Genomic DNA, 26,774 nt, shown 5'->3' with positions numbered 1-26,774 from the left:
GGGTTACGCCTCCTTTGCCTGGAACAAGCTGTGGCGTGTTTCATACGGTGTGCCGGTTAAAATAAGCTGGCGGGCGCTGTTTGTTTTTTTGTTAATGACAAGCGGAGCCTGCAAGTTGGCGGTCGTTTCTTCAAATGGGTCACGCACCGTTAAAATGTTTAAGAGCGTGACGTCTTCTTCCTTCTCAATCGACAAAGCTTCAATCGTTGCGTCATCAATTTGTACGTTGTAGTCAATAAAAAAGGAAAATGGATCTGTGACGACAAAGCTTAAGCTTGGTGTAGAAATCGATTGAAGGGCATAGAAAACATCGTTGTCTGGAAATGACAGCAGAGTAAATTCCTTTTCCGATTCAAAGCCTGGAATGCCGCTTGAAAAAGTAATAATATCTTCGTTTTTGATTTCTTTTTCACCGTGGTATTTCGTTTCGATCTTCACGTTGATCATCCTTTAAATCGTTTTATTGACCGCCTGAAAGTGGACGGACGGATATTGGTTCATCTGGAAGCGAACCTCACCTGGCTGATAGTGAATGATTGGCTTGTTGGCCCGGGTGTTGTTTTCAACCTGGTGCGTTTGCACGTTGATTGTTACATCCCCTACCTGGTAATCAATTTTAACACTGCCATGGGATGGAATCCAGGCTAATCCTGTTTCAAAATTGCGGGTGGATGCACGCTGGGCCTGCTGCTGGATAGCGTTTGCTCCTGTATGGATATCAGCAAGCTCTCTGCCTTCCATCGCACGGCGCCCTGTGCCTTCAAGTGCCTGCTGGCGCGCTTTTGCTGCGGCTTCGCGTGTTAATTGAAAAACATCTTTCCGTCCCGCTTCGGCAAATGCCTGGGACTGGTCAATCCGAAGCTGGCCCGGAGTTGTTTCGATCGTCATTTCCGCTTTCGGCTGGCGAATATCGAGCGTGGCACCCGGCTGCTGAATCGACTGCTTGGCCGGAGTTGTTTGAATACCCAGTCTGGCATTCTTAATCGTATAATCAAGCGTTGTAATCTGCATCGCTCGCCCCTCCTATTAACGGAGATAATCCATCAATGTCGGCTGAATAATTCGTGAGGCAACAGAGAGCGCCGCTTTATGAACGGTTTCCTGAGTCGTTAACTCTGTCACTACTTTCTCAAAGTCTACGTCTTCGTTTTCGGACATAATTCGTGACGCGACGACTTGCTGCTCAGCCATGCGCGCTTCCATCAATTCGATGCGGTTATACCTCGCCCCAATTTCGGCACGGGCCGTTGTGTTAGAAGAAATATGGGTATCAAGCGTGCTTAAAAACCCGGTTAAGTCTTTTCCTGTTGTTGTATCTGTATCAAGCTGTGTAGTAAGCCGGTCAATCGTATCAAATACGGACTCTCCCGAACTATTGGATGCCCCAAACACACTGCTTACATCGATATTAACTTGAATCATAACCCCTTTTGACAGCTCTAGTTCTACTTTCCCAGTACTCAACCCGTCTGCACTGACTGTCCCATCGTCGTTAAATGGCTGTGTCGTTGTTTTTGTACCGTTAAATAAATATTGGTCATTGAACTTTGTATTGGCAATTTCGACTAAGTGCTCTTTCAGCTGCTTGATCTCTGCGCCGGCCGCCTGGCGCTGCTGTGCGTCATACGTATCATTCGACACTTCAACGGTTAATTCACGAATACGGTCCAGTGCAAGCTTGGCTTTATCTAAAGCAGAGTCTGACGTCTCTACCCAGTTATACGCTTCGCTGAAGTTGCGCTGGTACTGCTCAACCTCCGATAAACTGCGGCGATATACGATTCCTTTCATCGCCGTTACCGGGTCATCAGAAGGCTTTGTGATTTTTTTCTGTGTAGAGACCTGTGTATTTAATTGATCAAGACGAGCCAGGCTCGTCTGCAGGCTTTTCAAAGAATTGCCGGACAACATCGATTGTGTTACACGCATTGTTTTTTCACTCCTCTATTAACGGCCGCCTGTACCCATGCCGTTAATAATTTTATCAAGCATTTCATCTACTACTGTAATCATACGGGCAGCGCCGTTATAAGCATGCTGGAATTGAATCAAGTTGGTCATTTCCTCATCCAGTGATACCGCCGAAATAGAGTTACGGTTTGTTTCGGCAGATGTACGCAGCACTTCCACGTTTGTCGCCGTGCGGCTGGCCTGCTGAGAATCTACGCCAAGACGTCCAATAACTGCCTCAAAAAATTCATTAATTGAAGTCGTTGTCTCAGGCGTTGTAGTATTGTCCGTCACAATTAAACTTTTATCGGTAAAGATATTCGCCAGGTTATAAGCATTGGCCCCATCTCCTGCTTCGCCGTTTTCAGAAGCGCCAATATCTTTGCCGGTTGTGCCTGCTACAAGCTGAATGCTTCCAGCAGCATTTGCCGTATCTGTGATTTCTAAAATAGCTCCCGGTGCTGTACCGTCCGTTCGTTTACCGGCGCTGTTTACTTCATTAAATTTTGATACGAAAGCTTCAGCCAGTGTATTTAAATCGGAAAGCATATTCGAGTACATCCCAACTGTTTTCGTGCCGTCACTGTAGCCATATGCTTCAATTAATGCGCGGATTTCCCCTCTTGAAAAGGTAACCGCGTCTTTTGTTCCGGAGATGGCGGCCGTGCCGCTATAAGCATTTCCGCCAGCCGCTCCGTCTTTTGTATAGCTGGCAAATACAATTTGCGTAACTTTGTCACCGTCTGTTTGAATATCAAGCTGCGTGTAGCCTTCTCCATTCACGAGTTCATTTGTTGTTGCTGAGCCGTTTGCATCTGCTAAAAGGATTTTATACGTTCCTTCCGCGATAGGCAGAGAGTTGCCGCCGTTCGGAACACGTTCAATTGAAATATTGACATACTGAGACAGCTCATCCACAAGCGCATCCCGCTTGTCGTACAAATCATTTGGCAAATAGCCATTCGGCTCGGTTTCTTTGATTTGCTGATTTACATCATTAATTTGCGACAGAATGGAATTGACTGCTTTCTCGGTCACATCCAGCTGATTGCCGTAATCGTCTTTCATTGCCTTCAGTGAGTCATGCATATAATTAAATGTTTCAGTCACAGACTGCAGCCGTTCGATTACGACACTGCGGGCCCCGTCATTTGTTGGCGAGCCGCCAAGCGTCTGCAGGGAATCCCACAATTCATTAAAGGTTTTGGCAAGCCCCTGCTCGGACGGTTCATTGATAATGTCTTCGACTTTCGTAAGCGCATCTGCCCGCTCGCTCCAGTAGCCAAGCTTGTTGTTTTCATTGCGGTACTGCACATCAACAAAAGCGTCCCGTATACGCTGCACGGAGCCTGCTTCTACACCTGTTCCCATTTGGCCGGGAATATTTGGACGATTTAAGCCGACAGCCGGGTAAGGAGTTGTCGTTTGAAAGTTTACACGCTGGCGTGAGTAGCCCGGTGTGTTCGCATTTGAAATGTTATGCCCGGTTGTATAGAGGGCACTTTGCTGGGTAAACATGCCGCGCTTGGCTGTTTCCAGCCCCATAAAGGTTGATCTCATATTCTTCTCTCCTATGCTTTCGAGTCAAAAATGGGTCCAGTTGACGGCGGCTGGTTTGATTCCCCATCCGCTGCATAATTCCCTGCTTCCGGCGGGGCAAGCAGGTCAAGCTGCAGGTGAACGAATTGAAGCGACTGGTCCAGGAGCTCTTCATTGAGCCGGTTCGTATGTTGCAGTTCCCCCAGCACCCCTACTAATTGGCCGCGAAGTTCTTCGACTTTTCTCTGTTCTTCTGTTGAAAGAGACGGCAGTAGCTCGGTTAACGTTTGGCCTGATTGCTCCGTTCGTTTCTTCTCCAGTATTGTGATGGCACTAACATGTTTTTGTTCATCCCGGACAATCCGGTTCAATTCGTCCATCTTGTTTTGCTTGACCGCTTCTGTTTTCGCCTGTGCTAACGCAAGCAGGCTTTTATGAAGCGCCAGCTGTTTTTCGAGCGTTTCGATGAGCATGACGCTCCCCCTTTTTACGTGTAAATATTAACTAACAATCCTTGAATTTCCCCAACTTTGCTTAAAATATCAAGCTGTGATTTTTCTTTATTAATGACGTCATTGGCAAGCTGGGTGAGACGGCTGTCTACTTCTTTCACAATTTTATAAACCTTCGTCCGGCCGCGGCGGTTAAAGCCTCGCTGTTCTTCCAGCTGCAGACCGCTGTCTACCGCTTGCTGCATAAATTCTTTGACCATTTTTTTGTATTTGCGCAAGTCGTCAATGGTTCGGTGCTCGGAGAGTTTTTCTCCCTGCGCCTCAATCTCTTTCATCATGCCGTTCATTTTTTCAAGTACAGCATTTTGACGTTTGTTTGCGATCACATCCGTGAATGTCACAGATGCTTTTGCTGTTTCTTCTTTTCTTTCGGCCCGGGACGCGGAAACTCTATTTACGCGCTGGATTTCCATCATCATTCACTCCGTTCGATTATTGAAGAAGCTGCAGGATACCTTGTGGAAGCTGATTCGCCTGTGCAAGCATCGCTTGTCCTGCCTGGTTCAAAATGTTATTTCTCGTAAACTGGGTCATTTCCTCTGCCATATCCAAGTCGCGGATACGTGATTCTGCCGCTGTTAGGTTTTCATTCGCTGTCTGCAAGTTTGTAATGGTATGCTCTAAGCGGTTTTGAACGGCACCCAGCTTGCTTCGCTGCTCTGAAACTTTTGCAATGGCTGTATCAATTGCGCTAATTCCATCCTGAGCGCCACCGTTTGTAGAAAAGTCTAAGCCGCCTGCTCCAATTGTCGTGGCATCCATATTGCCAATAGAAAGTGACAGTGTCTGATCAGCATTGGCACCAATTTGGAAAGTCGCCTCTTGTAACTCACCATTCAACAATTTTTTCTGGTTAAATTCTGTCGTCTCGGCAATCCGGTTAATTTCAGCTGTCAGAGCTGTTACTTCGTCTTGAATGGCCTGGCGGTCTGTATTTTCCAATGTATCGTTTGAGGCTTGTACCGCAAGCTCGCGCATCCGCTGCAGAATATCATGTGTAGACGCAAGCGCTCCCTCAGCTGTTTGAATAAGCGAGATCGCATCGAGTGAGTTGCGCTCAGCCATATCTAAGCCGCGTACCTGTGAACGCATTTTCTCTGAAATAGCAAGGCCTGCTGCGTCGTCCGCTGCCCGGTTAATGCGAAGACCGGATGACAGCTTTTCAAGACTTTTCGATGTGGCATTGTTTGTATTTCCCAAGTTACGGTACGCATTCAATGCTTGAATGTTATGGTTAATTCTCATTGATCAGTTCCCCGTTTCAAATGTATTGGCCGGTCTGGCTTCGACAAAAATGTTTTGTTCATACGCATTTCTTTTGCGTGCAGCCGGCTTGGCCGGTGCCGCTTTTAACGCTTCGTTCCATGCCTCCGCAATCGTTTCGAAAAGCTGGCGTGCCTGCTGAAGTTTTTCGGCATCTTTGTATAAATTGGCTTGAACGACGGTGTCAGCAATAAAGTTATATACATGATCGAGCTGGTCGGCGATAATGCCCGCTTCATAGTTCAAGCCGGCGCCGAGCCGCTCCGTAATATCGTTAATTTTCTGCATCGCCTTGTTGGCTTCTGCATATTTTTTTTCTGCTAAAAAAGCGATCGCATGGTCAAATTGCGTCAGTCCTGCTTCATATAAAAGGGTTGTAATTTGCTGTGGTGTTTTTTGATAAATCATTTCTTTTGTGATCACATTTGTCACCTCATGTGAGTGTATCGGCAACATTTGCCGAATTTTAATACGTAGATTCCATTTCTTCGATTAAAATAAGCATTTCGGCAATGACCGAATACAATTGAGGCGGAATCGAATCACCAAGATCAATATCGATCAGCTCTGACAGGAGTGACGAATCCTGCTCCATCGGAATGCCATGCTGGCTGGCAAGTTCCAAAATTTTTGAAGCGAGCGCGCCTTTTCCCTGCGCAACAACTGTTGGCGCACTTCCTTCTTCATAGCGGATAACCGCGGCAGACGGACCATTTACTTTCCGGCGCTTTATTTGATTGTAATAACTCATATCGTCAAATCAAACCCTTTCGTGGAAGCAGCGGCGGCTGCCTGCTTCACAGCTGTCCCTCTCTTTTCTTCTTGAGCAAACGGACCGAACTGAACCGCTCCAACCCGGTAGCCGATATCGGAAAGCCGGTTTTTGAGCACGGCAGCGAGCGGCGCCATTTTTTGCTCAAAGCCTTCCTGGTCGTTTTGTACTTTTAAAGAAAGGTTGCGGTCGGCGGCTGTGATGGTCATGCCGACCGGTCCGAGTTTTTTTGTTTCAAACAAGAAGTGAAGTGAGCAGTTTTCCCAGTCTACCTGCTGGCCGCCATTTTTTGAGCGGATAAACACATTCACGTTATCCGCCTGGCCGCCCAGTAAAAACGGCAGGGACATCATCATCGATTGCAGGCCGGTTTCCGGTTTGCTTAAAAGCTGCTGGCCGGTTAAGGTGGAAGCGGCCTGATCGCCGGACTGGCTGCTCATCGTGGCAAGCAGTGCCTGCTTCACGGCATTCGGCACTTCCGCTTTTCCTTTTAACAGCGCGGCAGACTGCTCATGCTCATAGTTCAAGCCAGCCGCCCGGACCAGTTCAAAAGCGCTGCGGGCGCCTGGCGTATCATAAAGGCCCGCCATAGCTCCTGCCAAATGGCGCTGCGGCGTATCGGCCAGCTCCTGCGTGGCCATATGAACAACACGGGCATCAGATGGTTTAAAGGTTACTTTATCGATCAGTACCTTTACCTCTGATACAATCCGGGCTGCAGCCTGCGTATCACCTTTAGCAAGCAGCTTGCGTGCATCTGCGAGCTGTTGGGATGCCTGCATCAGCTCTTTTTCTGTTTTCATATCAGTAAATAGCATAAAATTGCCCTTTAAAATGGCGTTATCCAATGTTTTAATGGCGGTTTCCACGACCGGCTTTGCCTGCTGCGGCGTTTTAACGAGCAGTTCAGCGGTCTGCAAATTGCGTACAATGTCCCGCTTGAATTGTTTAAAATCAATCGCCGACTGTGACATTTTTTCGGTAATCGTCGTCATCACAACCGTTTTGGAAGCAGGCGGCACGTGAGCAAATAAATCCTCCGGCAGACTGGCCCTCTCGCTTGCAGCAGAAGGCGGAATGAGCGGTTCAACAGCTTTCATCAATTCACCGCGTGCAGCGAGCTCTTTTCCTGATGCAGCTAGTGTCTCTGCCCTCTCAACTGTTTCCCTTAATTCCGGCAGAGTATCTCTTACAAAAGCAGCGACCCGCTCAAAAGAGGGTTCTTTTTGGATCATAGCCGCTGCTCTTTGCGGCAGAGACGGCTCCGTTTCATCTGTTTCCGGCAGGACAATGCCTGACGGCTGCAAAGTGCCCGTTACTCGTTCCTTTGCCAGGTCAGCCAGCTGCAGGGCTTCTGCGACGGGTTTCAAAACAGCGGTACGATTTCCAGTAAAAGAGGTGCGCAGTGCCTGGACAATTTCCTCCAGGGAACCATTTTGATCGAGCTTTTGGACGAGCGCTTGAAGGAGCGTATCGGCTGGCTGCTGCTTTAACAGTGCGTTCAATGCTTCTCCAAGTTTTTGCTTAGCCGTGTTTTGAATCGTTTCTGCTTGAATAGCGCCTGCCCGCTCGATCAGCCGGGCAGCCGGGATATTCTGCTCGGCCGCGAGGTTTTTTAATGCCTGAACCAGCTGGGCAGGCGAGCTTGTCTGCTTCACCAATACTTCAATTTGCTTCACAACCTGCTCGGGAAGCGGCGAAGATTTTATCGCAGTAATGGCTTCCTGCGTCCTGCCAAGCTGCAATGCTTTATCGATTGCCGCGCGGATGTTTTCTGGAAATTCGATGCCCGACTGCGCCAGCCACTCGGCTGCCTGTCTGCCAAACGGCGTACCCGTCAGTGCGGCATGAACTGCTTTGAGTGATGCCTCAGACGGCATGATTCCCTTATCCGCTAGAGCTTTGACTGTCGCAAGCTTGTCCGCTTCTGTTCCCGGTGCTATTTCCATAAACGTTTGAACAGCCTGTGCGGCTTCTTTTGTAAGGGTAACTCCTTTTTGGGTAAATACCGCGAGTTCCGCAGGCTGCTTGTCCATACTCGGTGCGGATGCGGCGGGGGCGGTGTTTGACGATGGCGCTGCTTTCGTTTCTCCTTGAACGGCTGCGGGCGCTGTTTGACTTGGTGAGGGTGCCAATTGTGGCTGAATCTTCATCAGTCGGTCTCCTTTCCTTGGTCTATACATAAAGAAAGATCGCCCAACAATAGTTTGTGGGCGATCCGGTGACAGTTACAGCTTTCCGTAAAAGTCGAGCATGGCTTTGGCGGTTGCATCTGCATCCGGCTTGTATGTGCCATCCGCGATCTTTTCCTTCAGAAGCGCGATTTTTTCGCGGCGTTCAGCTAGTATTCTGGATGAGTCTTGCATCTCTTTGGCGGCGCTTGAAATTTCAAGTTTATCGCCGGCTGCCGGGCTGGCTGATTTTGCCGCATCTACTTTTTTTAGCTGCTTCTGATACGGATTGATTCCATTTACTCCAGGTGTATGGTTAATTTTCATCTCCGTATCCTCGCTTTCTTTTTGTACTTGTGCTTATTATATCGTCAAGACGGTGGAAATGTTTAGTGAGGAATTTGGCGTAATTTTCGAATAAAAAAACCCCGCCAAAAGACGGGTTTGAGAGTGCAGACAAAGTAAGAAAGCAGGCTGATTGAAAACGTCTGACTTTCCAGGAACGCCGCCGGCTGAGAAGCGGAGTGACCTTTTTGGGGTCATGAGCATTCACAGCCGGCAAGTGACGCCGAAAGCGGGCGTTTGCCAACAGCCTGAAGACGAGTTTAATGATTTCGTCTGCCCAAATAAGTTTGCTGGCTCTCCTGGCGTTCATTCGCAAATTGCTGCTCGCGGTCATGCTGCTTCAGGTCAGACTCGATTTCATCAACACATTTATTGCACAGCTTGCCCCGCTGGATAATAGCCCCGCAGCGGTCACACGGATAACCAAGGTTCGGAAACTGTGCTGCTTGAAGGCGTCCTTTCTTTACCCATTTATAAATCATTTCTTCGGTCGCACCGGTTACCTCGACAATACGCTCCATTGTTGCGGCGCGGTTTTCTCTTTTTCTTAAAAATGTATAAGCAGCTTGATAAAGCTCTTCTTCTGATCGGGAACATTTTGGACATACATCACGAAAGGCATTTTTAGCATACAATGCGCCGCAGCGCGGGCAGTCAACGATCTCGTTCATCCCATTCACCTCATGTTGTCATTCGTTTGTTTTATTTTCGGTGCGGGATCCCAAATTGTCAAGAGCCACTGCGGGCAATCGTAATACTTTTTACGGAGATGGCACCAGCTTTCTGTAGTACTTCGGACACAAGACGCATCGTAGCGCCAGTTGTATAAATATCATCAATCACAAGAATGGTTTTCCCTGCTGCATCTCTGATCGGGTAAAACGTCTGCCTAGCGTTTATCCGCTCGGCACGTGTTTTTTTAGACTGCTTGTCGGATTCACGCCGCCCAAGAAGCGCGGTCTGCGGCAGTCCTGCCCGCTCAATAAGCGCCTCTGACTGATTAAAGCGCCGCTCTGCAAGACGCGAAAGAGACAGCGGGACCGGGCAGATGATGTCATAATCCAACCGCTTGGCCATCCTCCTGATATCTTGTGCAAAAAGGGCCGCCAATGCATAATCTCCCCGGTACTTAAAGCGGGCGATCAGTTCCTTCATGGCATGATTGTACTGATAGAAAGAATGGTTAGAATGAAAGATGCCCTCCTCCCATGCAGCGCAATCCGGGCAGATTCCGGCTTCTTTCATTTCCCGGCAGCAGATTTTGCAAAAAGGGCCTGTTAGTTTTTTGAGTGGTGCGGAACAATTTTCGCACAGCAGCGGATCCTTTGCCCCGAAAAAAGCAGCCCATGACTGAATTGCTGTTTCACTTTCACAAAGCAGGCACCGGCTCATACATCCAGCAGCCCCTTTTCTTCTCCAAGCTTGTTCATTCTGTTAATCTGGCTGATGGCCCGCACCATGGCATTTGTTTTTCCATAATGAAAAAAAGTCACAATGCCGGTTGGGCAGTCTGCGCTTCGTCCGGCACGCCCAGCTATTTGCACAAGGGCGCTTTCCGTAAAAATCCGGTCTTCTGCACCGACTATTGCCACATCCACACCGGGGAATGTCACACCTCGCTCTAAAATCGTTGTGGTAAGCAAAACCGGAATGTCTCCTCTGCGCATCGCTTCGACTTTTTCTTTGCGGAGAGGGTCCTCGGCATGCACACTTTGGATACGTGCATCCATTTCTTTTAATGTCAAAAGGGCTTTGTCCATCGTTTCAATATGAGGATAAAAAAGAAGTGCTTTCTCTTTTTCTTTCAGCCAATCCAAAACAGATGCGGGGACAATCGATTTTTTCCAATTTCCACACCACTTCATCTCCGGCACAGGCAGCGGATGGCGGTGATAGCGGGCCGGAATTACGGTCGCTTCCCGCCTGCCGGAGTGGATGTCTTCCTGCCAGGATGGTTCAGGCGTAGCTGTTAAATAAATAAGAGAGGATATTTTTTTGCGTGCTTTTTGAACGGCAAATTGAAGCGAAGCATCAAACGTGTACGGAAAAGCATCGACTTCATCAACGATCATAACGTCAAACGCTTCAAAAAAGCGGAGCAGCTGGTGGGTTGTAGAGATCACAAGCGGACTGTACGTGTGCCGGTCTGGACTGCCTCCATACAGTACAGCAGGCGGCGTATCAGGAAACACATTTTGAAGGCGCGGAGCTAGTTCCCGAACAACATCGGCTCTTGGTGCGGCAATGCAGACACGCTTCCCATTTTGAAGAGCTTCAGCGATACCGCCAAATAACACTTCTGTTTTTCCGGCACCGGCAACGGCCCAGACGGTATGTTCACGATCATTTTCAATCGCAAGCCGAACATGCTGGGAAGCTGCCTGCTGTCCGGCCGACAGTGTGCCGGACCAGTGCATCTCTCCAGCTCGCTTCGGATGCAATGGCTCGGGGCCGATCCAGCGGTACAGGGTTGTACAGGATGAGATTTTGCCCATTTGAATGCAGTTTCGGCAGTACGCGCAGTCGGTGCCGCACCGGGCACATGGATGGGATGAGAAGTTCGAGGTATTTCCGCAGCGGTGGCAAAGAAGCGGATGGGACAAGCCGGGGCGGACAGCGAGAGAGTGAACATCGGAGAGAATCGGAATTTCTTCATCCGTTAATTCACGGCCTGAAAAAAAGAGAGCTTGTTTCATAGGTCACATCCTTTCAAATTCAGTATACTTCCTCTGGATAAATATTACAATCGTTATCAGAATGTCATCATAATTTAACATTGGGTCATTTTTCCGGTATGCTATACTTTTCTTTGTAACATTGAAACAAAAAAGAAAGGGGATTTTATGCGAAAAATTGGAGGAAGCCTGACGGCACTTTTACTCGTGATCCTATTCGCGGTTAACGTGTCAGCACAGAGCTTCAGCGATATTTCAAGCCACTGGGCAAAAAAAGAGATCGAGGATCTTGTGGCAGATGGTGTCATTGCGGGTTATGAGGATGGAACCTTTCGTCCTTATGCGAGTGTAACAAGAGGCCAGTTTTTGGCGTATCTTGCCCGGGCACTTGATTTGCCTGCCGGCGATTCCGCTTTTGTGGATGTGGGTCCTGGCAGTACCCTTTACCCTGAAATTGCCGCTGCGAAAAAAGCCGGTATCATCCAGGGGACAACCGAAGGAAAAGCGCTCCCGAACGAAGCCATTACCCGTTCTGATGTAGCGGTTATGCTGGATCGGGCGATGCAGTATAAAGGCAATTATATGGAGCGTACACCGTTAACCTTCACAGATGCGAAAGAAATTGGCGCTTATGCGTATGCATCGGTTGAGCGAATGACGCATTACGGACTGATTTACGGAACGGCAGATAATACATTCCTGCCAAAGAAAGTAGCAACACGCGGCGAATCAGCTGTATTTATTCACCGGATGATGACAAAGCTTGGACTTCTTGGCACCGTTAAAGAGCCGATTGAAGTGCCAAAACCGGCTGATAATCAGGAAGTGATTATTCCGATCAACGATTATCAATATGTAAAGGTTCGTATGAACTCACGCGGCGTGCCGCTTTCATATGACCGTCAGGAAACGGACAAGCATATTGAATCAACAGACTATCATTATTACTACCATATGGGTTATGCTTCTAAACCACTCGGATCTCTTCGTGTAACCCTTCGCAAGCTGACAAACGGCGATACATTCGTCTTCACGAAATTTACTCACAATGCGGACAATACATATTCCGCTACTGTTTCCCTGCCGTTTTCACAGTCTGATAACTATTCACTTGCTAAATACAGCGATCAGGGGACCGTTGTCCGTGAACACCATGACGTATTTGGTATTGATGAAACGAGCCACCCAATTGGCGTGCTTTCTGCCAAAAAAGGCTCTGCGGTTACAGGCGAAGTCATGATGGGCAAAAACTATGTAGCCGTTCCGAAAGAGCAGAAATATGCAGACGGCACCGTTTCCCGCATTCGTGTGCTTGATCAAGAGTATGCAGGTTATAACGTTCAGCAGGCTGACAATACCGTTACGGCAAATATGAACATGACGGTAAAAGGCAACGCCATTTCAGATTCATGGGCGCTTGTATCGGACAATTCCTTGTTCCAGAGCTCATCTACACGCGATGAATGGTTTAAACGCACAATTGCTGAGTATATCTCGATCAATAACTGGCTCACAGCAGACGGGGCCTATACAAAGCTTCCTTGGTCGATTGAACCAGGCTACCAAATGGGCTATGGCCGCAGTATTAACCGTATGCAGGCTGGTATTTATTTGACAGCTTACCAGGAACATAATGACCGTTATTTATATGACCTTGTGTTAAATGGAGTCGCGGACCTTGATGTGTTCTCCGGTGGTGAAGTAACGAAAGGAACCCAGCCGCTTTTTTATACGGAATACACAAGTACGTGGCTGAAAAAATCATACGGCACGACAGCGCCATATGTAGATACACGTTTAAATGAAAATGCAGCGATGTTTTTGAAAAACACAGGCGAAGCACTCGGCATTGAAGCGTTAAAGGATGATAACTTAACGTATGCGAACTTCCTTGTAAACCAAAAATCATTTGGCAATATCATTCCGGTAACCTCATCGAGCTATATGATTTCAGATTACTATAAACCTGGTTCCAAGCAGACACATTCGTCGCTTAACCATGCACTCGGCGGCATGCGTTTCTTGATCGTCGCCTATGAGCAGACCCGTGATGAAAAGTATCTGAAACCGATGCGCGAATTCAAAGCCGGTATTGAGAATTTATATCCAAAATGGATTCGTACCGACAGCGGCCGAAAGGGCGACTTCTGGTATCAGGTCAATCCTGATTTAACCTTTGCCGGCAATGACTATGAGCTTTTAACCCTTTTGGATCTTTTGTTGAACCAGGAAGCGCTAGAGCGAATCGGCATGCCGCGCAGCGCTGTGTTTGATCAAATGATCCGGTCAAAAACAACCTATCTTGTCGAAAACAACCGTCCATTTATCGATGAAGTGGTGAAGAAGCTGAATGAGCAGGGCTTCGGCGACTTGATCAGCGGTACACGTGCGGCAAGCACAGAACGGATCGACAGAGAAGAAATGCAAATGATCACAGATGTACTCAATTCCGTTCCAAAATAAAAAAAGCGTTCCAGCTTCAAGCTGGAGCGCTTTTTCTTTTTATTTGATGACCATTTATTACTCGGACGTTCTTTTTTTCGTCCAGCCGAGCGCCAAGGCGCCTTCTCCCAAGTGTGTGGCAATGACCGGACCGAAGCTTGAAATGCTGATTTCAGCGTTCGGGAACCGCTGCTTTAATTCCGCTGTCCATTTCCGGGCTTCGTCCTCCCGGTTCGCATGAATCACAGATGCCTGCAGCTTGTCTCCGTCCTCGTAATCTTCTCCGAACAAATCGCCAATGCGTTTGAGCGCTTTTTTGCTTGTTCGAATTTTTTCAAATGGCGCGAGCCGCTTGTCTTCCACATGGAGAATCGGTTTTACTTGAAGCAGGCCGCCAATCAGCGCCTGTGCCCCGCTTAAGCGTCCGCCCCGCTTTAAATGGTTTAAATCATCTACCATAAAGTACGCTTTCGTCCATTTTTTCATCTCGGTCAGCTCAGCCAAAATGTCATCCGGCGTTTTTCCTTCTTTGACCAGTTCTGCCGCCCGCAGCACGTAAAAAGCCTGTGGTGCACAGCTGATTTCCGAATCAAATGAATACACATCCAATTCTGCTGCCATGTCTGCGGCTGTAATGGATGACTGGTAGGTGCCGCTCAGTTCACTTGATAAGTAAATGCCAATGACTGCATCGTATTCCTTGGCAATTTGTTCATACAGCTCAACAAAGTGGCCGATCACCGGCTGAGACGTGGTAGGCAGCCTGCCTCCTTCATTCACTTTTCCGTAAAACTCTTCCATCGTGATATCGAGCTCTTCACGATATACATCCTCACCAAAAATAACGCTGAGCGGAATCATAAAAATATTAAGCTCCTCGCGCAGCGCTTTTGGAAGATAAGCGGTGCTGTCGGTCAAAATGGCCGTCTTCATCTGCTTATACCTGCCTTTTTCATTTTTTCATATCCCTTACATTTTAGCCCAATAGAGGTTGTTTTGCACCCCTTTTCCGGTAAGATAAAGAGGAGGAGGGATGATCATGAAATCTGCATGGCTTGTTTTGACGGGTGCCACGCTATGGGGCACGATTGGTTTGTTTGTACAAGGACTTTATACATACGGTTTCTCGCCTATCGATGTGGTGGCGCTGCGGGTGCTCGGCTCTGCTTTAGTGCTCTTTCTTTTTTTGCTCCTTTTTAAGCGTAACCTGCTTCACATTCAGCCGCGCGATTTATTTTTTTTCGCCGGCTGCGGCATTGTCAGCATCGTTTTTTTTAATTTATGCTTTTTTACTGTGATGGAGCGCTCTTCAAACTCCCTGGCTGTTGTGCTTTTGTATACCGGGCCGGTTTTTGTTGTGCTGCTGTCGCGCCTTTTTTTCAAAGAGCCGATGACAAGCGGCAAAGCGATTGCGCTTTTGTTAACCGTGCTCGGCTGTATGCTTGCGGTAGGGCTTGTGCCGTCCGGCGATGCGGACATGTCTGCCGGCACTATTTTCATCGGGCTTTTATCCGGCTTTTTTTATGCCTTGTATTCAATTTTCGGCAAATTTGTCGCCCATCGCTATCATTCTGTTACCATCACGGCTTACGCGATGCTTACGGCCTCCCTTTGCGTCGTACCGATGTCGGGGCTTGCGGCAAAACAAGCGCAGCTGTTGGAGCCAGCGGTTCTTTGGAATACGTTTGGTCTGGTCGTGTTATCAACGGTTTTTGCTTATAGCTTCTACACAGCCGGTCTTTCCCAAATGGAATCCGGACGCGCAGCTATTTTAGCAGTCGCCGAACCCGTGGTAGCCATTTGGATCGGTATTCTTCTTTTTGGAGACAAGCTGACGATCTGGCAGGCTGGCGGCATTCTTTGTATTCTAGCAGCCGTCCTGTTCACGATCGAGCGGCGCCCGGCAGGAAAAGAGAAGTCCCAACGCCTGTTTTTCAGCCCGGAAAATCGGAATGAGGACCGAAAAACACTGTAATTCTCTTTTTTCGATCTGTTCATCTTGAAAGTCTAGCTGAACAAAAAGGGTGTCTCATAAGCCGATCTTCGCTTAGAGACACCCTTTCTGCATTCTAACCTATCCATTCAACAGCGCTTCTTGTTGGAAAGTACCGATAAGATTGTTTGATTCGACTGTCATGTTCTTTTTTGGCTGCTTCCGATTATTCCGCCAGCATGCGATACGGCTGTTCAAGCATCCCTTTTAGCGTCTGCAGGAAAGCGGCCGCCGGGGAGCCGTCAATCGCACGGTGGTCGAATGTCAGGCTGAGCGGCTGAATGTGCCGCTTTTGCAGTTCGTCTCCCACAAACACCGCTTCCGGCATCGCGCGGCCGAGGCCAAGAATACCGATCTCCGGCGGGTTCAAAACAGGTGTAAAAAACTCCACCTCGTAGTTTCCAAGATTGGTAATCGTAAACGTTGAGCCTTTTAATGTTTCTGCCTGGATGCTGCCGCCTCTAACGTCGTCCGCATTGGAACGGATCCGGCTGGATAAGTCTCTCAGCGACAGACGGCACGCATCATTGATCACCGGTACCATCAAGCCGCCATCGAGCGCTACTGCGATTCCGAGATGGACGCGGTCATGCAGGGCAAGCTGGCCGTTCTCAAGGGTCGCATTCATTTCCGGATGCTTTTTCAGCGAAGCAATGACCGCTTTAGCGACAAAGTCAGTCAGCGTAAGCTTCACGCCGCTTTCTGCCAGCGACTCATTCATCTGCTTGCGAATCGTCATTAAATCCGTTACATCTGCCCTCATCGTAATGGTCAGCTGCGCGGTTGTCTGCAGGCTGTCAAACATGCGCTCCGCAATTACCTTACGCATACCGGCAAGCGGTTTGCCTGATGCAGAAGAGCGGGAAGACATCGGTTCTACGTCTGCTTCCGGCGCCGGCTGAACAGCTGCGGCGGCTGGCTGTGTATTGTGGTTTAAATGGCGTTCCACGTCAGACCGGGTAATCCGCCCATTCGGCCCCGTTCCCGGAATGCCGGCTACATCCAGATCATGTTTCCTGGCAAGCTTGCGGGCAGCAGGTGAAATGCGGGTTCTGCCGCCATTCCTTTGTACTTTTGTGGCGGCCGGCTCGGGTGTTTGTTCAATCGAAGCGGGTATTTCCTCCGGCATATCCGGTGCTTCCTGATGAAGCTCCGCTTGAGGCGCATTTGCCGCTTCCGCTTCTTCCCCTGCTGCACCGACAAAACCGATTGCTTCGCCGACTTTTACCACTTCATCTGAAGACGCCTCGATTTTCAGCAAAATCCCGTCTGCCGGCGCTTCTATATCTTTCTCAATTTTGTCTGAGCTGATCACGGCGACTGAATCCCCTTTTTTTACTTCATCGCCCTCCTGCTTCAGCCATTCAACGATCGTTCCTTCTTCCATCCCCATACCGAGCTTCGGCATAATCAACTTTACAGCCATCGCTAATCCCCCTTTATATCACCAATTCGCTGCCGGTCATTTCCTGAACGGCTTTGATGATTTTATCTGGTGTTGGCAAATAAATGTCTTCCAAAGATGGAGCAAACGGAACCGGTGTATGCGGCGCGGTGACCATTTTGATTGGCGCATCCAGATAGTCAAACCCTTTATCAGCGACAAGAGCAGCGATGTCGGTTGCGGCACTGCAGCGCGGGTTGGCTTCGTCCACGACAATAAGCCGCCCTGTTTTTTCAACCGACGATAGAATTGTATCCTCATCAAGCGGTGACAGAGTGCGCGGGTCGATAATTTCGGCCTCTACTCCATTTTGGGACAGCTCAGCCGCTGCTTTGATGGCGGTATGCACCATTTTACCGATCGCTACAATGGTCACGTCTTCCCCTTTCCGCTTAATATCGGCTTTTCCAAATGGAATGCGGTATGACCCTTCCGGCACTTCTCCTTTCATCGTATAAAGCGTTTTGTCTTCAAAAAAGACGACCAAATCATCATCAAAAATAGATTCGAGAAGAAGCCCTTTCGCATCATATGGAGTGGATGGAATGACGACTTTAAGACCTGGAATGTGCGTAAAAAAGGCATACAAGCTTTGAGAGTGCTGAGCTGCAGCACGGAAGCCTGCACCATGCATCGTCCGAATGGTGAGCGGCACTTTCGCTTTTCCGCCAAACATGTAGCGCAGCTTAGCCCCCTGGTTCATCACTTCATCCAGACAGCTGCCGATAAAGTCATTAAACATCAGCTCGGCAATCGGGCGCATTCCAGTAGCAGCCGCGGTCACCGCTGCACCGACGTAGCCCGCTTCCGCTATCGGTGTATCAATAACCCGCTCCCGGCCAAACTCCTGTACAAGTCCTTTTGTAACCCCCATTACGCCTCCCCAGGCTTCTTCATCCTGCAAGTGGTCTACCGCTGCGCCGCCCGCTACATCTTCACCGAGCAGAATCACATCCTGATCTTCTCTCATTGAAAGAGCCATCGCTTCATTTACGGCCTGTGAAAAAGTGATTTGACGCGTCATCGTGCAGCACCTCCATCTGTTTTATACGATACATACACGTCTTCCATTAGCTGCTCTGGAAGCGGATATGGGCTTTTTTCCGCAAACTCGACGGCACGATCCACGGCGCTCCGCACATCGTCATCCATTTGGTCGAGCTCCGCTTCGGTCATAATCCCCTGCTCGGTTAAGTATGTGTAAAACTTTTTAATGGCATCGAGGTCATCCAGATGCTTGACTTTCTCTTCGCCTTTATATGTCTGGGCATCCCCTTCAAAATGGCCGTAGTTCCGATACGTGATACATTCGATTAATGTCGGTCCTTCACCGTTACGGGCCCGCTCTACTGCCCGCTGCGCTGCTTCCCGTACCGCCATCACATCTTTTCCGTCTACCGTTTCGCCTGGAATGCCGTATCCGACGGCCCGGTCAGCAATCGATTTACAGCTGGAGGCGTAGTGGAAAGGCGTCGCTTCCGCAAATCCATTGTTTTCCGCGACAAAAATAACCGGTAAGTTCCAGATCGCTGCCATGTTAATGCCTTCATGGAACGTTCCGTGGTTATTGGCGCCATCCCCGAAAAAGCAAACCGCCACGCCGCCTGTTTTTTTCAATTTATGCGTCAAGCCGGCCCCGACAGCCAGTGGAAATCCTCCGCCCACAATTCCATTGGCTCCTAGCATTCCTTTTTCTACATCAGCAATATGCATCGAGCCGCCTTTGCCTTTGCAGAGCCCGGTCGCTCTTCCGTAAATCTCTGCCATCATGCCATCTAAATCACAGCCTTTGGCAATACAGTGGCCATGGCCGCGATGGGTGCTTGTAATGTAGTCCTTATCGTCGAGATGAGCGCAAAGGCCGACTGCAATCGCTTCTTCCCCTGCATACAAATGAACAAAGCCAGGCAGAATTCCCGTTCCGAAAATATCGTGAACCCGGTCTTCAAAGTGGCGTATTTCGAGCATTTTTTGAAACATCCATGTGGCTTCTTCTTTCGAAATAGTCGGCTGGTTTGTTTGCGTTTGTGACACTGGTACCCTCTCCCTTTCATTGATAAATGAAATAGAAAACGCTTTCAGTATCCTTAATGCAAACATCGTGCCAATTCGAGAAAGCACCCGAATAAAGGAATATTCCAGCCCAAAACATCATTTTTCCCGCCGCTGTCCCACCATGTCTCAATTCATCTCATATTGTTTCAGCTTCCGGTAAAAAGTGCTGCGGGGCATTCCAAGCTGTTTTGCTGCAGTGGGAGCATGGCCTTTTGCTTCTTTCAATACCCGCATAAATTCTTCCCGTTCGATTTCCTGGCGGCTCGTCCATTGTTTCTCATCCTCTGTCTCAAATGAGATCATGCAGTCCGCCGGCGATAAATTCGCTGGTACATCATCGCCATACAAAATACGAATGCGATCCAAAATATTAAACAGCTCGCGGAAGTTTCCCGGGAATGCGTGCTGCTTCAGAACATGCAGGAGAGGCGCTGGAACCGTTCCTTTCCAATGTGTCCGTTTCTGGTAGTCCTGGATAAACCGCTCAAGATCGCAAAGCCGGTGGCGAAGCGGCGGCAGGCTCAATGGAAACACATAAATCCGGTAAAAAAGATCCTCACGCAGCTGTCCTTTCTTTACAAGATCAATTAAGTTCCGATGGGTAGCGGTAATAATCCGAATATTAACCGGGATGGGCTTGGAGGCACCGACTGGCATGACCTCCTGCTCCTGTAAAACACGCAGCAGTGAAATCTGCATTTGCTCTGATATATCACCGATTTCATCCAGAAACAGCGTACCTCCGTCTGCATCACGGATTTTCCCCCGGCGGCCGTTTCTGCTTGCGCCTGTAAAAGAGCCTCCTTCGTAGCCGAATAACTCGCTTTCCATCAATGAAGGCGGGATGGCACCACAGTTTACGGCAATGAACGGCCCATTTTGGCGGCTGCTGTTTTCGTGAATAGCCCGCGCCAAAATTTCTTTTCCTGTGCCGGTTTCACCGTGAATGTGCACGGCTGCGTCTGTTTTAGCGACGCGTTCTGCCTGCCAAAGCACATGCTGGAATGGTTCTGCTGTACCAATGACCCCATTGTAATGAAAGGTATTGATCCAGCCGGGCGCAGCCGGTGCTTTTTTTGCAGCTGAAAACTGAACGAGGCGTCCGATTTGATAGGAGCGCGGTTCATCGAATACATCCCGCATTACATCCTGTATCCATGCTCTGTCTGGCAGATCCTCAAGCGGAAACGGCACGGTCATTTGACACTTCTCTTTCATCGTGTCGTTCATCCATACAACCAAACCGGATGCAGAAACCGCTGCAATCGGAGCGGGGTGCTGGCGATAAAAAGAGGCCGTCATAATGAGCGACTGCTCGTCCAATTTCTCCATCGCTGCCCACTGCTGCTCGACCGCAAAAGAGGCGGCACAAACAGCTGCCAGCATATGTTCATGACGGGAATCCTCCACGGGGCTTGTGATGTCCAATACACCTAAAAGCGTACCGTCCGGCGCGTGGATGGGAGCCGCTGAGCAGGAAAAATGCTGGGAGGCGATCGAATAATGCTCCGTACCGACCACTGTAATGGCTTCTCCTGTTCTGAGAGCGGTTCCAACTGCGTTCGTGCCAACGACATCTTCTGTCCATCTGGAGCCTTCTATAAAATTGATCTTAGAAGCCTGCTTTAAAGCCGGATCCGGACCGCGCGCTGCTAAAATGTAGCCGTCCTTATCAATAAGCAGGATGATCGTGTTTGCCTGGCGGATCGAAGTGATCATTTTCTCCATAATGGGAGCTGCAATCGAAGCAAGCCGGTCATTTTTCTCCAGCCGCGTGCGAAGCTGATCCGGTGTTAAAATGTCGCTTCCTTTGCCGTCGTATGGATTAACCCCGCTTTTCTGGCATAGATACCAGGACTCCTCAATCCGTTTTTGCAGACGTGCCGTATCGAGCACTCCTTCTCTCACGAAGCGCTGCCATACATTCCGATTTACTGTTTCATTGGTCATTGAAAAACCTCCCCGTTTTGAAAATGAAACATGCCTGCCTCCGCTCAAAAGCCTTTCCTTCCGGTTCTTCATACGCTCCCCCATGGCAAAACAAAAAAGCGGATAAAAGGCGATTCCTTTTATCCGCTTGTCAGCACACGGCTTACCCGGCAAATACTTCTGTCCATTCTTGACGTTTAGCAAGCATATTGCGCGCGATTTCTTTTGCGCCTTCCAGGCTGTGGCTTGCTGCCCAGCCGCATTGTACTTCGTTGCAGGCAGGCACTTCTGTCGCTTCCAGCACGTCTTGTAATGTTTTTTCAAGGATGTTTAAAATGTCATCGTAATCTTCATGATTGATCACAGCGATGTAGTAGCCTGTCTGGCATCCCATTGGGCTGATGTCGACAATTTTATCCGAATGGTTACGGCTGAATTCCGCCATCATGTGCTCCAATGAATGAAGAGCCGGCATTTCCATGTGCTCTTTGTTCGGCTGGCAGAAACGAATATCATATTTTAAAATTTTGTCCCCGTTTTGGCCTTCTTTTACGCCGGCAAGGCGGACATAAGGCGCTTTTACTTTTGTATGGTCTAAATTAAAGCTTTCTACATTCATTTCTTTTGTCATGTTTAAAAAACCTCTTTTCTTTTTACTATATCATTCCATCGCAAAAAGGGAAACTTGCTTCCAGCTGCCCTCTTCTTTTTGAAATACCATCATCTGCCGGGTGGTCTGGCTGACTTCTTTGCCTGTTTTGATATCCTTCGACGTCGATTTCATATTCATGAAAACGTTGGCGGTTTGGGCCGTTTGATCGAACTGGATAATCGTTATATTTGCCGGCTCCATCACAGCATCAAATGTTTGAAATACCTTTTGTACATATGCTTTTTCTTCATCATAATCAAATGACTTTGGATGTTCGGAAATAGTCGCCATATAGCCATCAAGATCTTTGTGATTGAATGACTGGATTTGCTGGTTCAGCGCAGCCAAAATAGCGGTCCTTTCCTCGGGGGGGATGTTTTTTGCTTCTTCAATAGGCGCCCGTGCAGTGTTACTTTCTCCTGTTTCGGCCGTTCCGTGTGTTTCCTGCCCGGTGCGGCTTGATTCACCGTCCTCTGCTGAGTAAGCGGCTTGGTCGTTTTTCTCGCCGCATCCTGCGAGCAGTACACCGGTTAAAAAAAGAGCAGCTGTCCATTTATGGTTCACCGTCCGTGCACATCCTTCCAAGGCCTGTCCAAAAGAAGTACGGCAAGGCACCGCACCTCCCGCCTTTGATCCTTATTTCTCTTTTATTGTAAAAGAAAAAAGGCCCGCGCTCAACCAGCGCAGGCCGTTTTTTCAATAATAACGTCTGAAGGGCGGACGGCCGTAGAAAAACGGCGTCAATAAGCTTCCTGTTAATCCGCCGAAAAATCCACCTAAAAATGGATTCTGATAGCCACCATAGTAATAAGGAGGCTGATAATACGGCGGGTATGGCGGATACGGATAATAATAAGGCGGGCGTACGTTGAACGGACTCATCTTCATCGCTCCTTTCGCTTGTAGTGTATGCAGCAAAAGAAAGGGTGGTGAGTGCCCGGTTACCATGGTGAATAGGTGCCGACCCTTGTTATCCGTCGTTCTTCTACAAAAAAAGCCCCATAAAGGGACTTTTTTAGCGAACTTCTACCCAGCCTTTTTTGATGGCTGTTACAACAGCTTGTGTGCGGTCATTTACGTTCATTTTTTGCAAGATGTTACTCACATGGTTTTTAACTGTTTTTTCACTGATATAAAGAGCTTCCCCGATACCACGGTTGCTTTTCCCGTCAGCCAGCAGCTGAAGTACTTCGCACTCGCGGCGTGTCAGCAGATGAAGCGGCCGGACAACCTCTGTTTGTTGGAAGCCTTTTCCTTTTCCGTCATCTGTTGAAAGACGGCGGTAATCCGCAATCAGGTTGTGCGTCACACGCGGGTGAAGATACGATCCGCCATCTGCCACCACTTTAACTGCTTCTACGAGCTCTTCTGCATCCATTTCTTTCAGCAGGTAACCGAGTGCGCCGGACTGAAGGGCATGGGTTACATAGTTTTCATCATCGTGAATCGACAAAATAATAACTTTTGTGTCCGGGTGTTTATCCACGAGCTTGCGTGTTGCTTCCACGCCATTCACTTCCGGCATGTTAATATCCATAATGACAACATCCGGGTCGTGCTCTTCAACGAGCGAAAGTGCTTCCGTTCCGTCATCTCCCTCTGCAAGCACTTCAAACGACTCTTCAAAATCAAGAATACGTTTTACCCCTTCACGGAATAATTGATGGTCATCAATAATAACAATTTTCGTTGTCATCGTCTTTCCTCCTCTAAGTCAATGGCTGCTCAATTATTGGGACGCTGATTAAAACGACTGTTCCTTCATCTGGTTTCGACCGAATTGTAATGTCTCCATCCAGCAGGTCAATTCGCTCTTTCATTCCCATTATGCCAAAAGAGCCTGATTTTTTCTTGTTTACGTCAAAGCCTTTGCCGTTGTCTTTCACAACAGCTAATACTTGCTCTTTTTTTATTTCCAGTTTTACTTGAATCTCAGTTGCATTTGCATGTTTTAATGCATTTTGGACGGACTCCTGAATCAGCCGGAACAGCGCTACTTCCATATTAGATGGAAGCCGTTTTTCAAGACCGATGTTGGAAAACGTGAGGTTCGGCACAGCATTTTGGGAACGGCTGTATTCGCTGACAGTAGCTAAATACTTTTTAAGCGTTGGAATCAAGCCAAGGTCATCAAGCGCCATCGGACGCAGATCGTAAATAATCCGGCGCACTTCATACAATGCGGAGCGAACCATTTTTTTCAGGTCGCGAATTTCCTTGAAGGCCGCCTCCACGCCCCGTTCGCGGTACAGCTTCTCGATTAAATCGGAACGCATTAATACGTTCGCCATCATCTGAGCCGGCCCGTCATGAATCTCGCGGGATAAACGCTTTCGTTCTTCTTCCTGTGCTTCCATCACCTGCAGGCCAAAAGCCTGCTTGGACTGGGCATCTTCAAGCGCCCGGCCGAACGCCTTCATATCCTGGGTTAAATAGTTCAGGACAACAGCGGTTTGTGAAATAAGCTGCTCCGCCCGCTCGATCGTTGTATGTACGGCTAAAAGCCGGCGGTCCAGTTCATTGCGGCGGTCTATGAGCTGCTTTTCGTTTTGCCGCATAACGAGCAGCTTCACTTGTAAATCATGGGCCTGTTCATAGGCCTTGCGCACAACTTCCTCTGAATGTACAGAAAAGTCACGGCTTACTTCTGAAAGCCGTTTTCGTGCCATTTTCACTTTTCGTTCCAGTTCTTCCTGTTCTACAATGGAGGAATGAATGTGGCTTTTGATCTGCTGGAGCTCTTTCAATAGGGCTTCATAATCAACCCTGCTTTGTTCAGCAATTGAAAAAATTTGACCTTTGCTTTGATCAACGGTTTCCACCATTTTATCCAAAATTGTATCAAGAAGTTTGGTATCCGAGTTTCGCATTAACATAAGCGGTTTCCTTCCAAATGAAATGAATGGGGACCTGCCCAAAAGATACAGCACCTATTTCACACAGCTATATCTTTTGATGGTGGAAATAATGCATAGTTTACCTTAAATCACTCAAAAAAGACCCGGTGAAAACCTCACACGGAAAGGACATTCTCATTATATCATTACAGCAGGAAACGAACATTAAAGTTTATTTACGATTCGTTTAAAAGTATTTCGAAGCATGTCTCTTTTCATCCGGACTTTTTTCCTTTACGATAAACTATCAATACCGAGTACCCTTATTTTTCATTTTCAAACCTAATAAGGAGGAATTTTTTTTGTTATCTTACTACAAAACGGTGAAAACAGCCGGCACTCATGAAATTGTCATTCAAAAATCGCGTTTTATCGCCCATACCGCGAGAGTAGAATCTGCTGAGGAAGCGATCGCGTTTATTGACCAAATTAAAAAACAGCACTGGAATGCAACGCATAACTGCTCTGCTTATATGATTGGCGAGCACGACCACATTCAAAAAGCAAACGATGATGGCGAACCGTCCGGCACTGCTGGCCTGCCTATTTTGGAAGTCATTAAAAAAAGAGAACTGAAAGATACCGCGATCGTAGTAACACGTTACTTCGGCGGCATTAAACTCGGAGCAGGCGGCCTGATCCGCGCATACGGCAAAGCCGCATCCGAAGGCTTGAATGCAGCCGGCATTGTCGAACGCCGTCTTATGAAGGTTATGACAGCCTCGATTGATTATACATGGCTTGGCAAAATTGAAAACGAACTGCGTGCCTCCATTTATGAATTAAAAGAAATCCGATATGCAGAAGGCGTAGAAGTGGACGTGTTTGTGGAAGAAGGACAAGCCGACACTTTTTGCGGATGGATAACGGAACTGACAAACGGGCAAGCCGCTTTCAAAGAAGGCGACGTTTTATACATGGAAAAAGACGTCGAATTTTAAAAAAATTTGAACGAACTTATCCTTTCATAGTAAAATAACAGATGGTTCTAAATTTGATTATTACATCTAAAAGGAGATAAATACATGAGTTCACCCAATCAACGCATGGGTCGGCGCCGAAAGAAAACGCAAAAACGCCGAATTTTGTTTTTTACGCTTTTTCTTCCGCTGCTGCTCGTTGTTTTTACTGGTGCAGGCTACGGTGCCTTTCTTTATAAGAAAGCCGAGACGATTGTATCAGATTCTTATATGACGGACGGACGCGAAAAATCGGCCCTGCGTGATGCGGACGTTCATCCGCTTGAGGATAACATTTCAATTTTGTTTATGGGGATTGATGATAACAACAAACGGAAATATGGAGATAATTCCCGAACGGATGCCCTCGTTTTAGCTACATTAAATGTAAAAGACAAAACGATTAAAATGCTCAGTATTCCACGTGACACGTATGCGTATATCCCAGAAGAAGATGATTACAATAAAATTAACCACGCACACGTTGTCGGCGGCCCGACGGCTACGATTGAAACGGTTGAGGAACTGCTTGATGTACCAGTCGACTACTACGTGCGCTTAAACTTCTACGCTTTCGTTGACGTCGTCAACGCATTGGACGGCATTAAATTTAATGTGCCGTACGACATTAGAGAAAAAGATTCAAGCGACGTCCACTATACGTACGTTAAAGAAGGACTTCAAACATTAAATGGAGAAGAAGCATTAGCGGTGGCCCGCACACGTCATGCTGACAGCGATATTGAGCGCGGCAAACGTCAGCAGCAGATCCTTCAGGCCATTGCAAAAAAAGCGACTTCATTTAACTCCATTACGAAATATGATGAACTACTAGAAGCAGTTGGTTCTAACATGCGGACAAACCTGACGTTCAGTGAAATGAAATCGCTCATTACGTATGCAGAAACTGACCAAGGCTTAAATTATGAGTCCCTTGCTCTTAAAGGAACAGACGACTTCTTACCTTCAGGTGCTTATATTTACCGGCCGGATGAAACAGAACTTGAAGTGATTAAAGGCAAATTGCAGCGTCACCTTGATATCGAGCCAGCCGATGATTCAGATGAAGACAGCGAATCCGAAGATGAATCATACAGCACAGAATAAAAAAGACTGTCGACTTTGTCGACAGTCTTTTTTATAAAAGTTTTCACCGCCGAAAACGGGTAAGAGCCT

At 48.0% G+C, this 26,774-nt stretch carries 28 protein-coding genes; 4 read left to right on the top strand and 24 right to left on the bottom strand.

Annotated elements, in window-relative coordinates; genetic code table 11:
* Positions 1-3: 3 nt before the first annotated feature.
* The 14 genes from fliW to RG959_RS05895 form a co-directional block, all read right to left on the bottom strand.
* On the bottom strand, positions 4-438 hold the full coding sequence (gene fliW / locus RG959_RS05960; RefSeq protein WP_342796344.1) for a flagellar assembly protein FliW: 435 nt from the start codon (positions 436-438) through the stop codon (positions 4-6).
* A gap of 12 nt (positions 439-450) precedes the next feature.
* A complete protein-coding gene (locus RG959_RS05955) occupies positions 451-1,011 on the bottom strand; it encodes a DUF6470 family protein (RefSeq protein ID WP_342796343.1) in 561 nt (186 codons plus the stop codon).
* Between the two features lie 15 nt (positions 1,012-1,026).
* Positions 1,027-1,929 (bottom strand): flagellar hook-associated protein FlgL, encoded by a 903-nt coding sequence (flgL, locus tag RG959_RS05950; protein WP_342796342.1) that lies wholly within the window; start codon positions 1,927-1,929, stop codon positions 1,027-1,029.
* 18 nt (positions 1,930-1,947) lie between these two features.
* Positions 1,948-3,510, bottom strand: coding sequence for a flagellar hook-associated protein FlgK (flgK, locus tag RG959_RS05945; protein WP_342796341.1), 1,563 nt, complete (start codon positions 3,508-3,510; stop codon positions 1,948-1,950).
* A gap of 11 nt (positions 3,511-3,521) precedes the next feature.
* Positions 3,522-3,962: a flagellar protein FlgN gene (locus RG959_RS05940; RefSeq protein ID WP_342796340.1), complete on the bottom strand. Its 441-nt coding sequence runs from the start codon at positions 3,960-3,962 to the stop codon at positions 3,522-3,524.
* Positions 3,963-3,976: 14 nt separating this feature from the next.
* On the bottom strand, positions 3,977-4,414 hold the full coding sequence (locus RG959_RS05935) for a YaaR family protein (RefSeq protein WP_309088969.1): 438 nt from the start codon (positions 4,412-4,414) through the stop codon (positions 3,977-3,979).
* Between the two features lie 19 nt (positions 4,415-4,433).
* Positions 4,434-5,246 (bottom strand): flagellin N-terminal helical domain-containing protein, encoded by an 813-nt coding sequence (locus tag RG959_RS05930; RefSeq protein ID WP_342796339.1) that lies wholly within the window; start codon positions 5,244-5,246, stop codon positions 4,434-4,436.
* A gap of 3 nt (positions 5,247-5,249) precedes the next feature.
* Positions 5,250-5,687: a flagellar export chaperone FliS gene (locus RG959_RS05925; protein ID WP_342796338.1), complete on the bottom strand. Its 438-nt coding sequence runs from the start codon at positions 5,685-5,687 to the stop codon at positions 5,250-5,252.
* A 43-nt stretch (positions 5,688-5,730) separates the two neighbouring features.
* The gene (locus RG959_RS05920) at positions 5,731-6,015 is read right to left on the bottom strand and encodes an EscU/YscU/HrcU family type III secretion system export apparatus switch protein (protein ID WP_342796337.1); all 285 of its coding nucleotides are present in this window, start codon (positions 6,013-6,015) and stop codon (positions 5,731-5,733) included.
* Positions 6,012-8,189, bottom strand: coding sequence for a hypothetical protein (locus tag RG959_RS05915; protein WP_342796336.1), 2,178 nt, complete (start codon positions 8,187-8,189; stop codon positions 6,012-6,014). The genes RG959_RS05920 and RG959_RS05915 overlap by 4 nt, the downstream gene beginning before the upstream one ends.
* A gap of 75 nt (positions 8,190-8,264) precedes the next feature.
* Complete coding sequence (gene flgM / locus RG959_RS05910) at positions 8,265-8,534, bottom strand: flagellar biosynthesis anti-sigma factor FlgM (RefSeq protein WP_251274674.1); 270 nt, start codon at positions 8,532-8,534, stop codon at positions 8,265-8,267.
* 278 nt (positions 8,535-8,812) lie between these two features.
* Entirely contained in the window at positions 8,813-9,223 is a 411-nt protein-coding gene (locus RG959_RS05905) for a TIGR03826 family flagellar region protein (RefSeq protein WP_342796335.1), read from the bottom strand.
* A 58-nt stretch (positions 9,224-9,281) separates the two neighbouring features.
* Positions 9,282-9,944: a ComFC family protein gene (locus tag RG959_RS05900; RefSeq protein WP_342796334.1), complete on the bottom strand. Its 663-nt coding sequence runs from the start codon at positions 9,942-9,944 to the stop codon at positions 9,282-9,284.
* Positions 9,941-11,248, bottom strand: a complete 1,308-nt coding sequence (locus tag RG959_RS05895; RefSeq protein WP_342796333.1) for an ATP-dependent helicase ComFA — start codon at positions 11,246-11,248, stop codon at positions 9,941-9,943. Before RG959_RS05895 ends, RG959_RS05900 begins: the two co-directional genes overlap by 4 nt.
* Before the next feature lie 147 nt (positions 11,249-11,395).
* Here RG959_RS05895 and RG959_RS05890 point away from each other — a divergent pair, with 147 nt between their 5' ends.
* Positions 11,396-13,690 carry an S-layer homology domain-containing protein gene (locus RG959_RS05890; protein ID WP_342796332.1) on the top strand — a complete coding sequence of 765 codons (2,295 nt, stop codon included), beginning with the start codon at positions 11,396-11,398 and terminating at the stop codon, positions 13,688-13,690.
* A 57-nt stretch (positions 13,691-13,747) separates the two neighbouring features.
* Here the strand turns inward: RG959_RS05890 and RG959_RS05885 are convergent, their stop codons facing one another.
* Positions 13,748-14,602, bottom strand: coding sequence for a DegV family protein (locus tag RG959_RS05885; RefSeq protein WP_342796331.1), 855 nt, complete (start codon positions 14,600-14,602; stop codon positions 13,748-13,750).
* Between the two features lie 106 nt (positions 14,603-14,708).
* On the opposite strand from RG959_RS05885, the gene RG959_RS05880 reads away from it, so the two are divergent.
* Entirely contained in the window at positions 14,709-15,644 is a 936-nt protein-coding gene (locus RG959_RS05880; protein ID WP_342796330.1) for a DMT family transporter, read from the top strand.
* Positions 15,645-15,828: 184 nt separating this feature from the next.
* On the opposite strand, the gene RG959_RS05875 is transcribed toward RG959_RS05880, so the two are convergent.
* The 9 genes from RG959_RS05875 to RG959_RS05835 all read right to left on the bottom strand — a co-directional run bounded on the left by RG959_RS05875 (position 15,829) and on the right by RG959_RS05835 (position 24,618).
* Positions 15,829-17,088 (bottom strand): dihydrolipoamide acetyltransferase family protein, encoded by a 1,260-nt coding sequence (locus tag RG959_RS05875; RefSeq protein ID WP_342796329.1) that lies wholly within the window; start codon positions 17,086-17,088, stop codon positions 15,829-15,831.
* A 13-nt stretch (positions 17,089-17,101) separates the two neighbouring features.
* Positions 17,102-18,130, bottom strand: coding sequence for an alpha-ketoacid dehydrogenase subunit beta (locus tag RG959_RS05870; protein WP_342796328.1), 1,029 nt, complete (start codon positions 18,128-18,130; stop codon positions 17,102-17,104).
* A complete protein-coding gene (locus tag RG959_RS05865; RefSeq protein ID WP_342796431.1) occupies positions 18,127-19,086 on the bottom strand; it encodes a thiamine pyrophosphate-dependent dehydrogenase E1 component subunit alpha in 960 nt (319 codons plus the stop codon). Before RG959_RS05865 ends, RG959_RS05870 begins: the two co-directional genes overlap by 4 nt.
* Before the next feature lie 201 nt (positions 19,087-19,287).
* On the bottom strand, positions 19,288-21,111 hold the full coding sequence (locus tag RG959_RS05860) for a sigma-54-dependent Fis family transcriptional regulator (RefSeq protein WP_342796327.1): 1,824 nt from the start codon (positions 21,109-21,111) through the stop codon (positions 19,288-19,290).
* Positions 21,112-21,253: 142 nt separating this feature from the next.
* Positions 21,254-21,721, bottom strand: coding sequence for an S-ribosylhomocysteine lyase (locus tag RG959_RS05855; protein WP_251274684.1), 468 nt, complete (start codon positions 21,719-21,721; stop codon positions 21,254-21,256).
* 30 nt (positions 21,722-21,751) lie between these two features.
* Positions 21,752-22,306, bottom strand: coding sequence for a YybH family protein (locus tag RG959_RS05850; RefSeq protein WP_342796326.1), 555 nt, complete (start codon positions 22,304-22,306; stop codon positions 21,752-21,754).
* Between the two features lie 132 nt (positions 22,307-22,438).
* Entirely contained in the window at positions 22,439-22,624 is a 186-nt protein-coding gene (locus RG959_RS05845; protein WP_251274686.1) for a hypothetical protein, read from the bottom strand.
* 133 nt (positions 22,625-22,757) lie between these two features.
* The gene (locus tag RG959_RS05840) at positions 22,758-23,438 is read right to left on the bottom strand and encodes a response regulator (RefSeq protein WP_342796325.1); all 681 of its coding nucleotides are present in this window, start codon (positions 23,436-23,438) and stop codon (positions 22,758-22,760) included.
* Positions 23,439-23,451: 13 nt separating this feature from the next.
* A complete protein-coding gene (locus tag RG959_RS05835) occupies positions 23,452-24,618 on the bottom strand; it encodes a sensor histidine kinase (protein ID WP_342796324.1) in 1,167 nt (388 codons plus the stop codon).
* 323 nt (positions 24,619-24,941) lie between these two features.
* On the opposite strand from RG959_RS05835, the gene RG959_RS05830 reads away from it, so the two are divergent.
* Complete coding sequence (locus tag RG959_RS05830; protein ID WP_315694231.1) at positions 24,942-25,580, top strand: YigZ family protein; 639 nt, start codon at positions 24,942-24,944, stop codon at positions 25,578-25,580.
* A gap of 84 nt (positions 25,581-25,664) precedes the next feature.
* Complete coding sequence (locus RG959_RS05825; protein ID WP_342796323.1) at positions 25,665-26,705, top strand: LCP family protein; 1,041 nt, start codon at positions 25,665-25,667, stop codon at positions 26,703-26,705.
* Positions 26,706-26,774 lie beyond the last annotated feature (69 nt).

Source organism: Domibacillus sp. 8LH (genome assembly GCF_038806185.1).
Classification (GTDB): domain Bacteria; phylum Bacillota; class Bacilli; order Bacillales; family Domibacillaceae; genus Domibacillus; species Domibacillus indicus_A.
This window is presented reverse-complemented; position numbering and strand designations above follow the sequence as displayed.

What these genes read in the sequence shown, in the direction of transcription:
- RG959_RS05955 (WP_342796343.1), bottom strand. Translation starts at nt 1,011, where the DNA reads ATGCAGATTACAACGCTTGATTATACGATTAAGAATGCCAGACTGGGT.
- RG959_RS05845 (WP_251274686.1), bottom strand. Translation starts at nt 22,624, where the DNA reads ATGAGTCCGTTCAACGTACGCCCGCCTTATTATTATCCGTATCCGCCA.
- flgL (WP_342796342.1), bottom strand. Translation starts at nt 1,929, where the DNA reads ATGCGTGTAACACAATCGATGTTGTCCGGCAATTCTTTGAAAAGCCTG.
- RG959_RS05860 (WP_342796327.1), bottom strand. Translation starts at nt 21,111, where the DNA reads ATGACCAATGAAACAGTAAATCGGAATGTATGGCAGCGCTTCGTGAGA.
- flgK (WP_342796341.1), bottom strand. Translation starts at nt 3,510, where the DNA reads ATGAGATCAACCTTTATGGGGCTGGAAACAGCCAAGCGCGGCATGTTT.
- RG959_RS05930 (WP_342796339.1), bottom strand. Translation starts at nt 5,246, where the DNA reads ATGAGAATTAACCATAACATTCAAGCATTGAATGCGTACCGTAACTTG.
- RG959_RS05855 (WP_251274684.1), bottom strand. Translation starts at nt 21,721, where the DNA reads ATGACAAAAGAAATGAATGTAGAAAGCTTTAATTTAGACCATACAAAA.
- RG959_RS05880 (WP_342796330.1), top strand. Translation starts at nt 14,709, where the DNA reads ATGAAATCTGCATGGCTTGTTTTGACGGGTGCCACGCTATGGGGCACG.
- RG959_RS05920 (WP_342796337.1), bottom strand. Translation starts at nt 6,015, where the DNA reads ATGAGTTATTACAATCAAATAAAGCGCCGGAAAGTAAATGGTCCGTCT.
- RG959_RS05935 (WP_309088969.1), bottom strand. Translation starts at nt 4,414, where the DNA reads ATGGAAATCCAGCGCGTAAATAGAGTTTCCGCGTCCCGGGCCGAAAGA.
- RG959_RS05840 (WP_342796325.1), bottom strand. Translation starts at nt 23,438, where the DNA reads ATGACAACGAAAATTGTTATTATTGATGACCATCAATTATTCCGTGAA.
- RG959_RS05895 (WP_342796333.1), bottom strand. Translation starts at nt 11,248, where the DNA reads ATGAAACAAGCTCTCTTTTTTTCAGGCCGTGAATTAACGGATGAAGAA.
- RG959_RS05825 (WP_342796323.1), top strand. Translation starts at nt 25,665, where the DNA reads ATGAGTTCACCCAATCAACGCATGGGTCGGCGCCGAAAGAAAACGCAA.
- RG959_RS05835 (WP_342796324.1), bottom strand. Translation starts at nt 24,618, where the DNA reads ATGTTAATGCGAAACTCGGATACCAAACTTCTTGATACAATTTTGGAT.
- RG959_RS05870 (WP_342796328.1), bottom strand. Translation starts at nt 18,130, where the DNA reads ATGACGCGTCAAATCACTTTTTCACAGGCCGTAAATGAAGCGATGGCT.
- RG959_RS05900 (WP_342796334.1), bottom strand. Translation starts at nt 9,944, where the DNA reads ATGAGCCGGTGCCTGCTTTGTGAAAGTGAAACAGCAATTCAGTCATGG.
- RG959_RS05890 (WP_342796332.1), top strand. Translation starts at nt 11,396, where the DNA reads ATGCGAAAAATTGGAGGAAGCCTGACGGCACTTTTACTCGTGATCCTA.
- RG959_RS05875 (WP_342796329.1), bottom strand. Translation starts at nt 17,088, where the DNA reads ATGGCTGTAAAGTTGATTATGCCGAAGCTCGGTATGGGGATGGAAGAA.
- flgM (WP_251274674.1), bottom strand. Translation starts at nt 8,534, where the DNA reads ATGAAAATTAACCATACACCTGGAGTAAATGGAATCAATCCGTATCAG.
- RG959_RS05865 (WP_342796431.1), bottom strand. Translation starts at nt 19,086, where the DNA reads ATGTTTCAAAAAATGCTCGAAATACGCCACTTTGAAGACCGGGTTCAC.
- RG959_RS05940 (WP_342796340.1), bottom strand. Translation starts at nt 3,962, where the DNA reads ATGCTCATCGAAACGCTCGAAAAACAGCTGGCGCTTCATAAAAGCCTG.
- RG959_RS05915 (WP_342796336.1), bottom strand. Translation starts at nt 8,189, where the DNA reads ATGAAGATTCAGCCACAATTGGCACCCTCACCAAGTCAAACAGCGCCC.
- RG959_RS05905 (WP_342796335.1), bottom strand. Translation starts at nt 9,223, where the DNA reads ATGAACGAGATCGTTGACTGCCCGCGCTGCGGCGCATTGTATGCTAAA.
- RG959_RS05885 (WP_342796331.1), bottom strand. Translation starts at nt 14,602, where the DNA reads ATGAAGACGGCCATTTTGACCGACAGCACCGCTTATCTTCCAAAAGCG.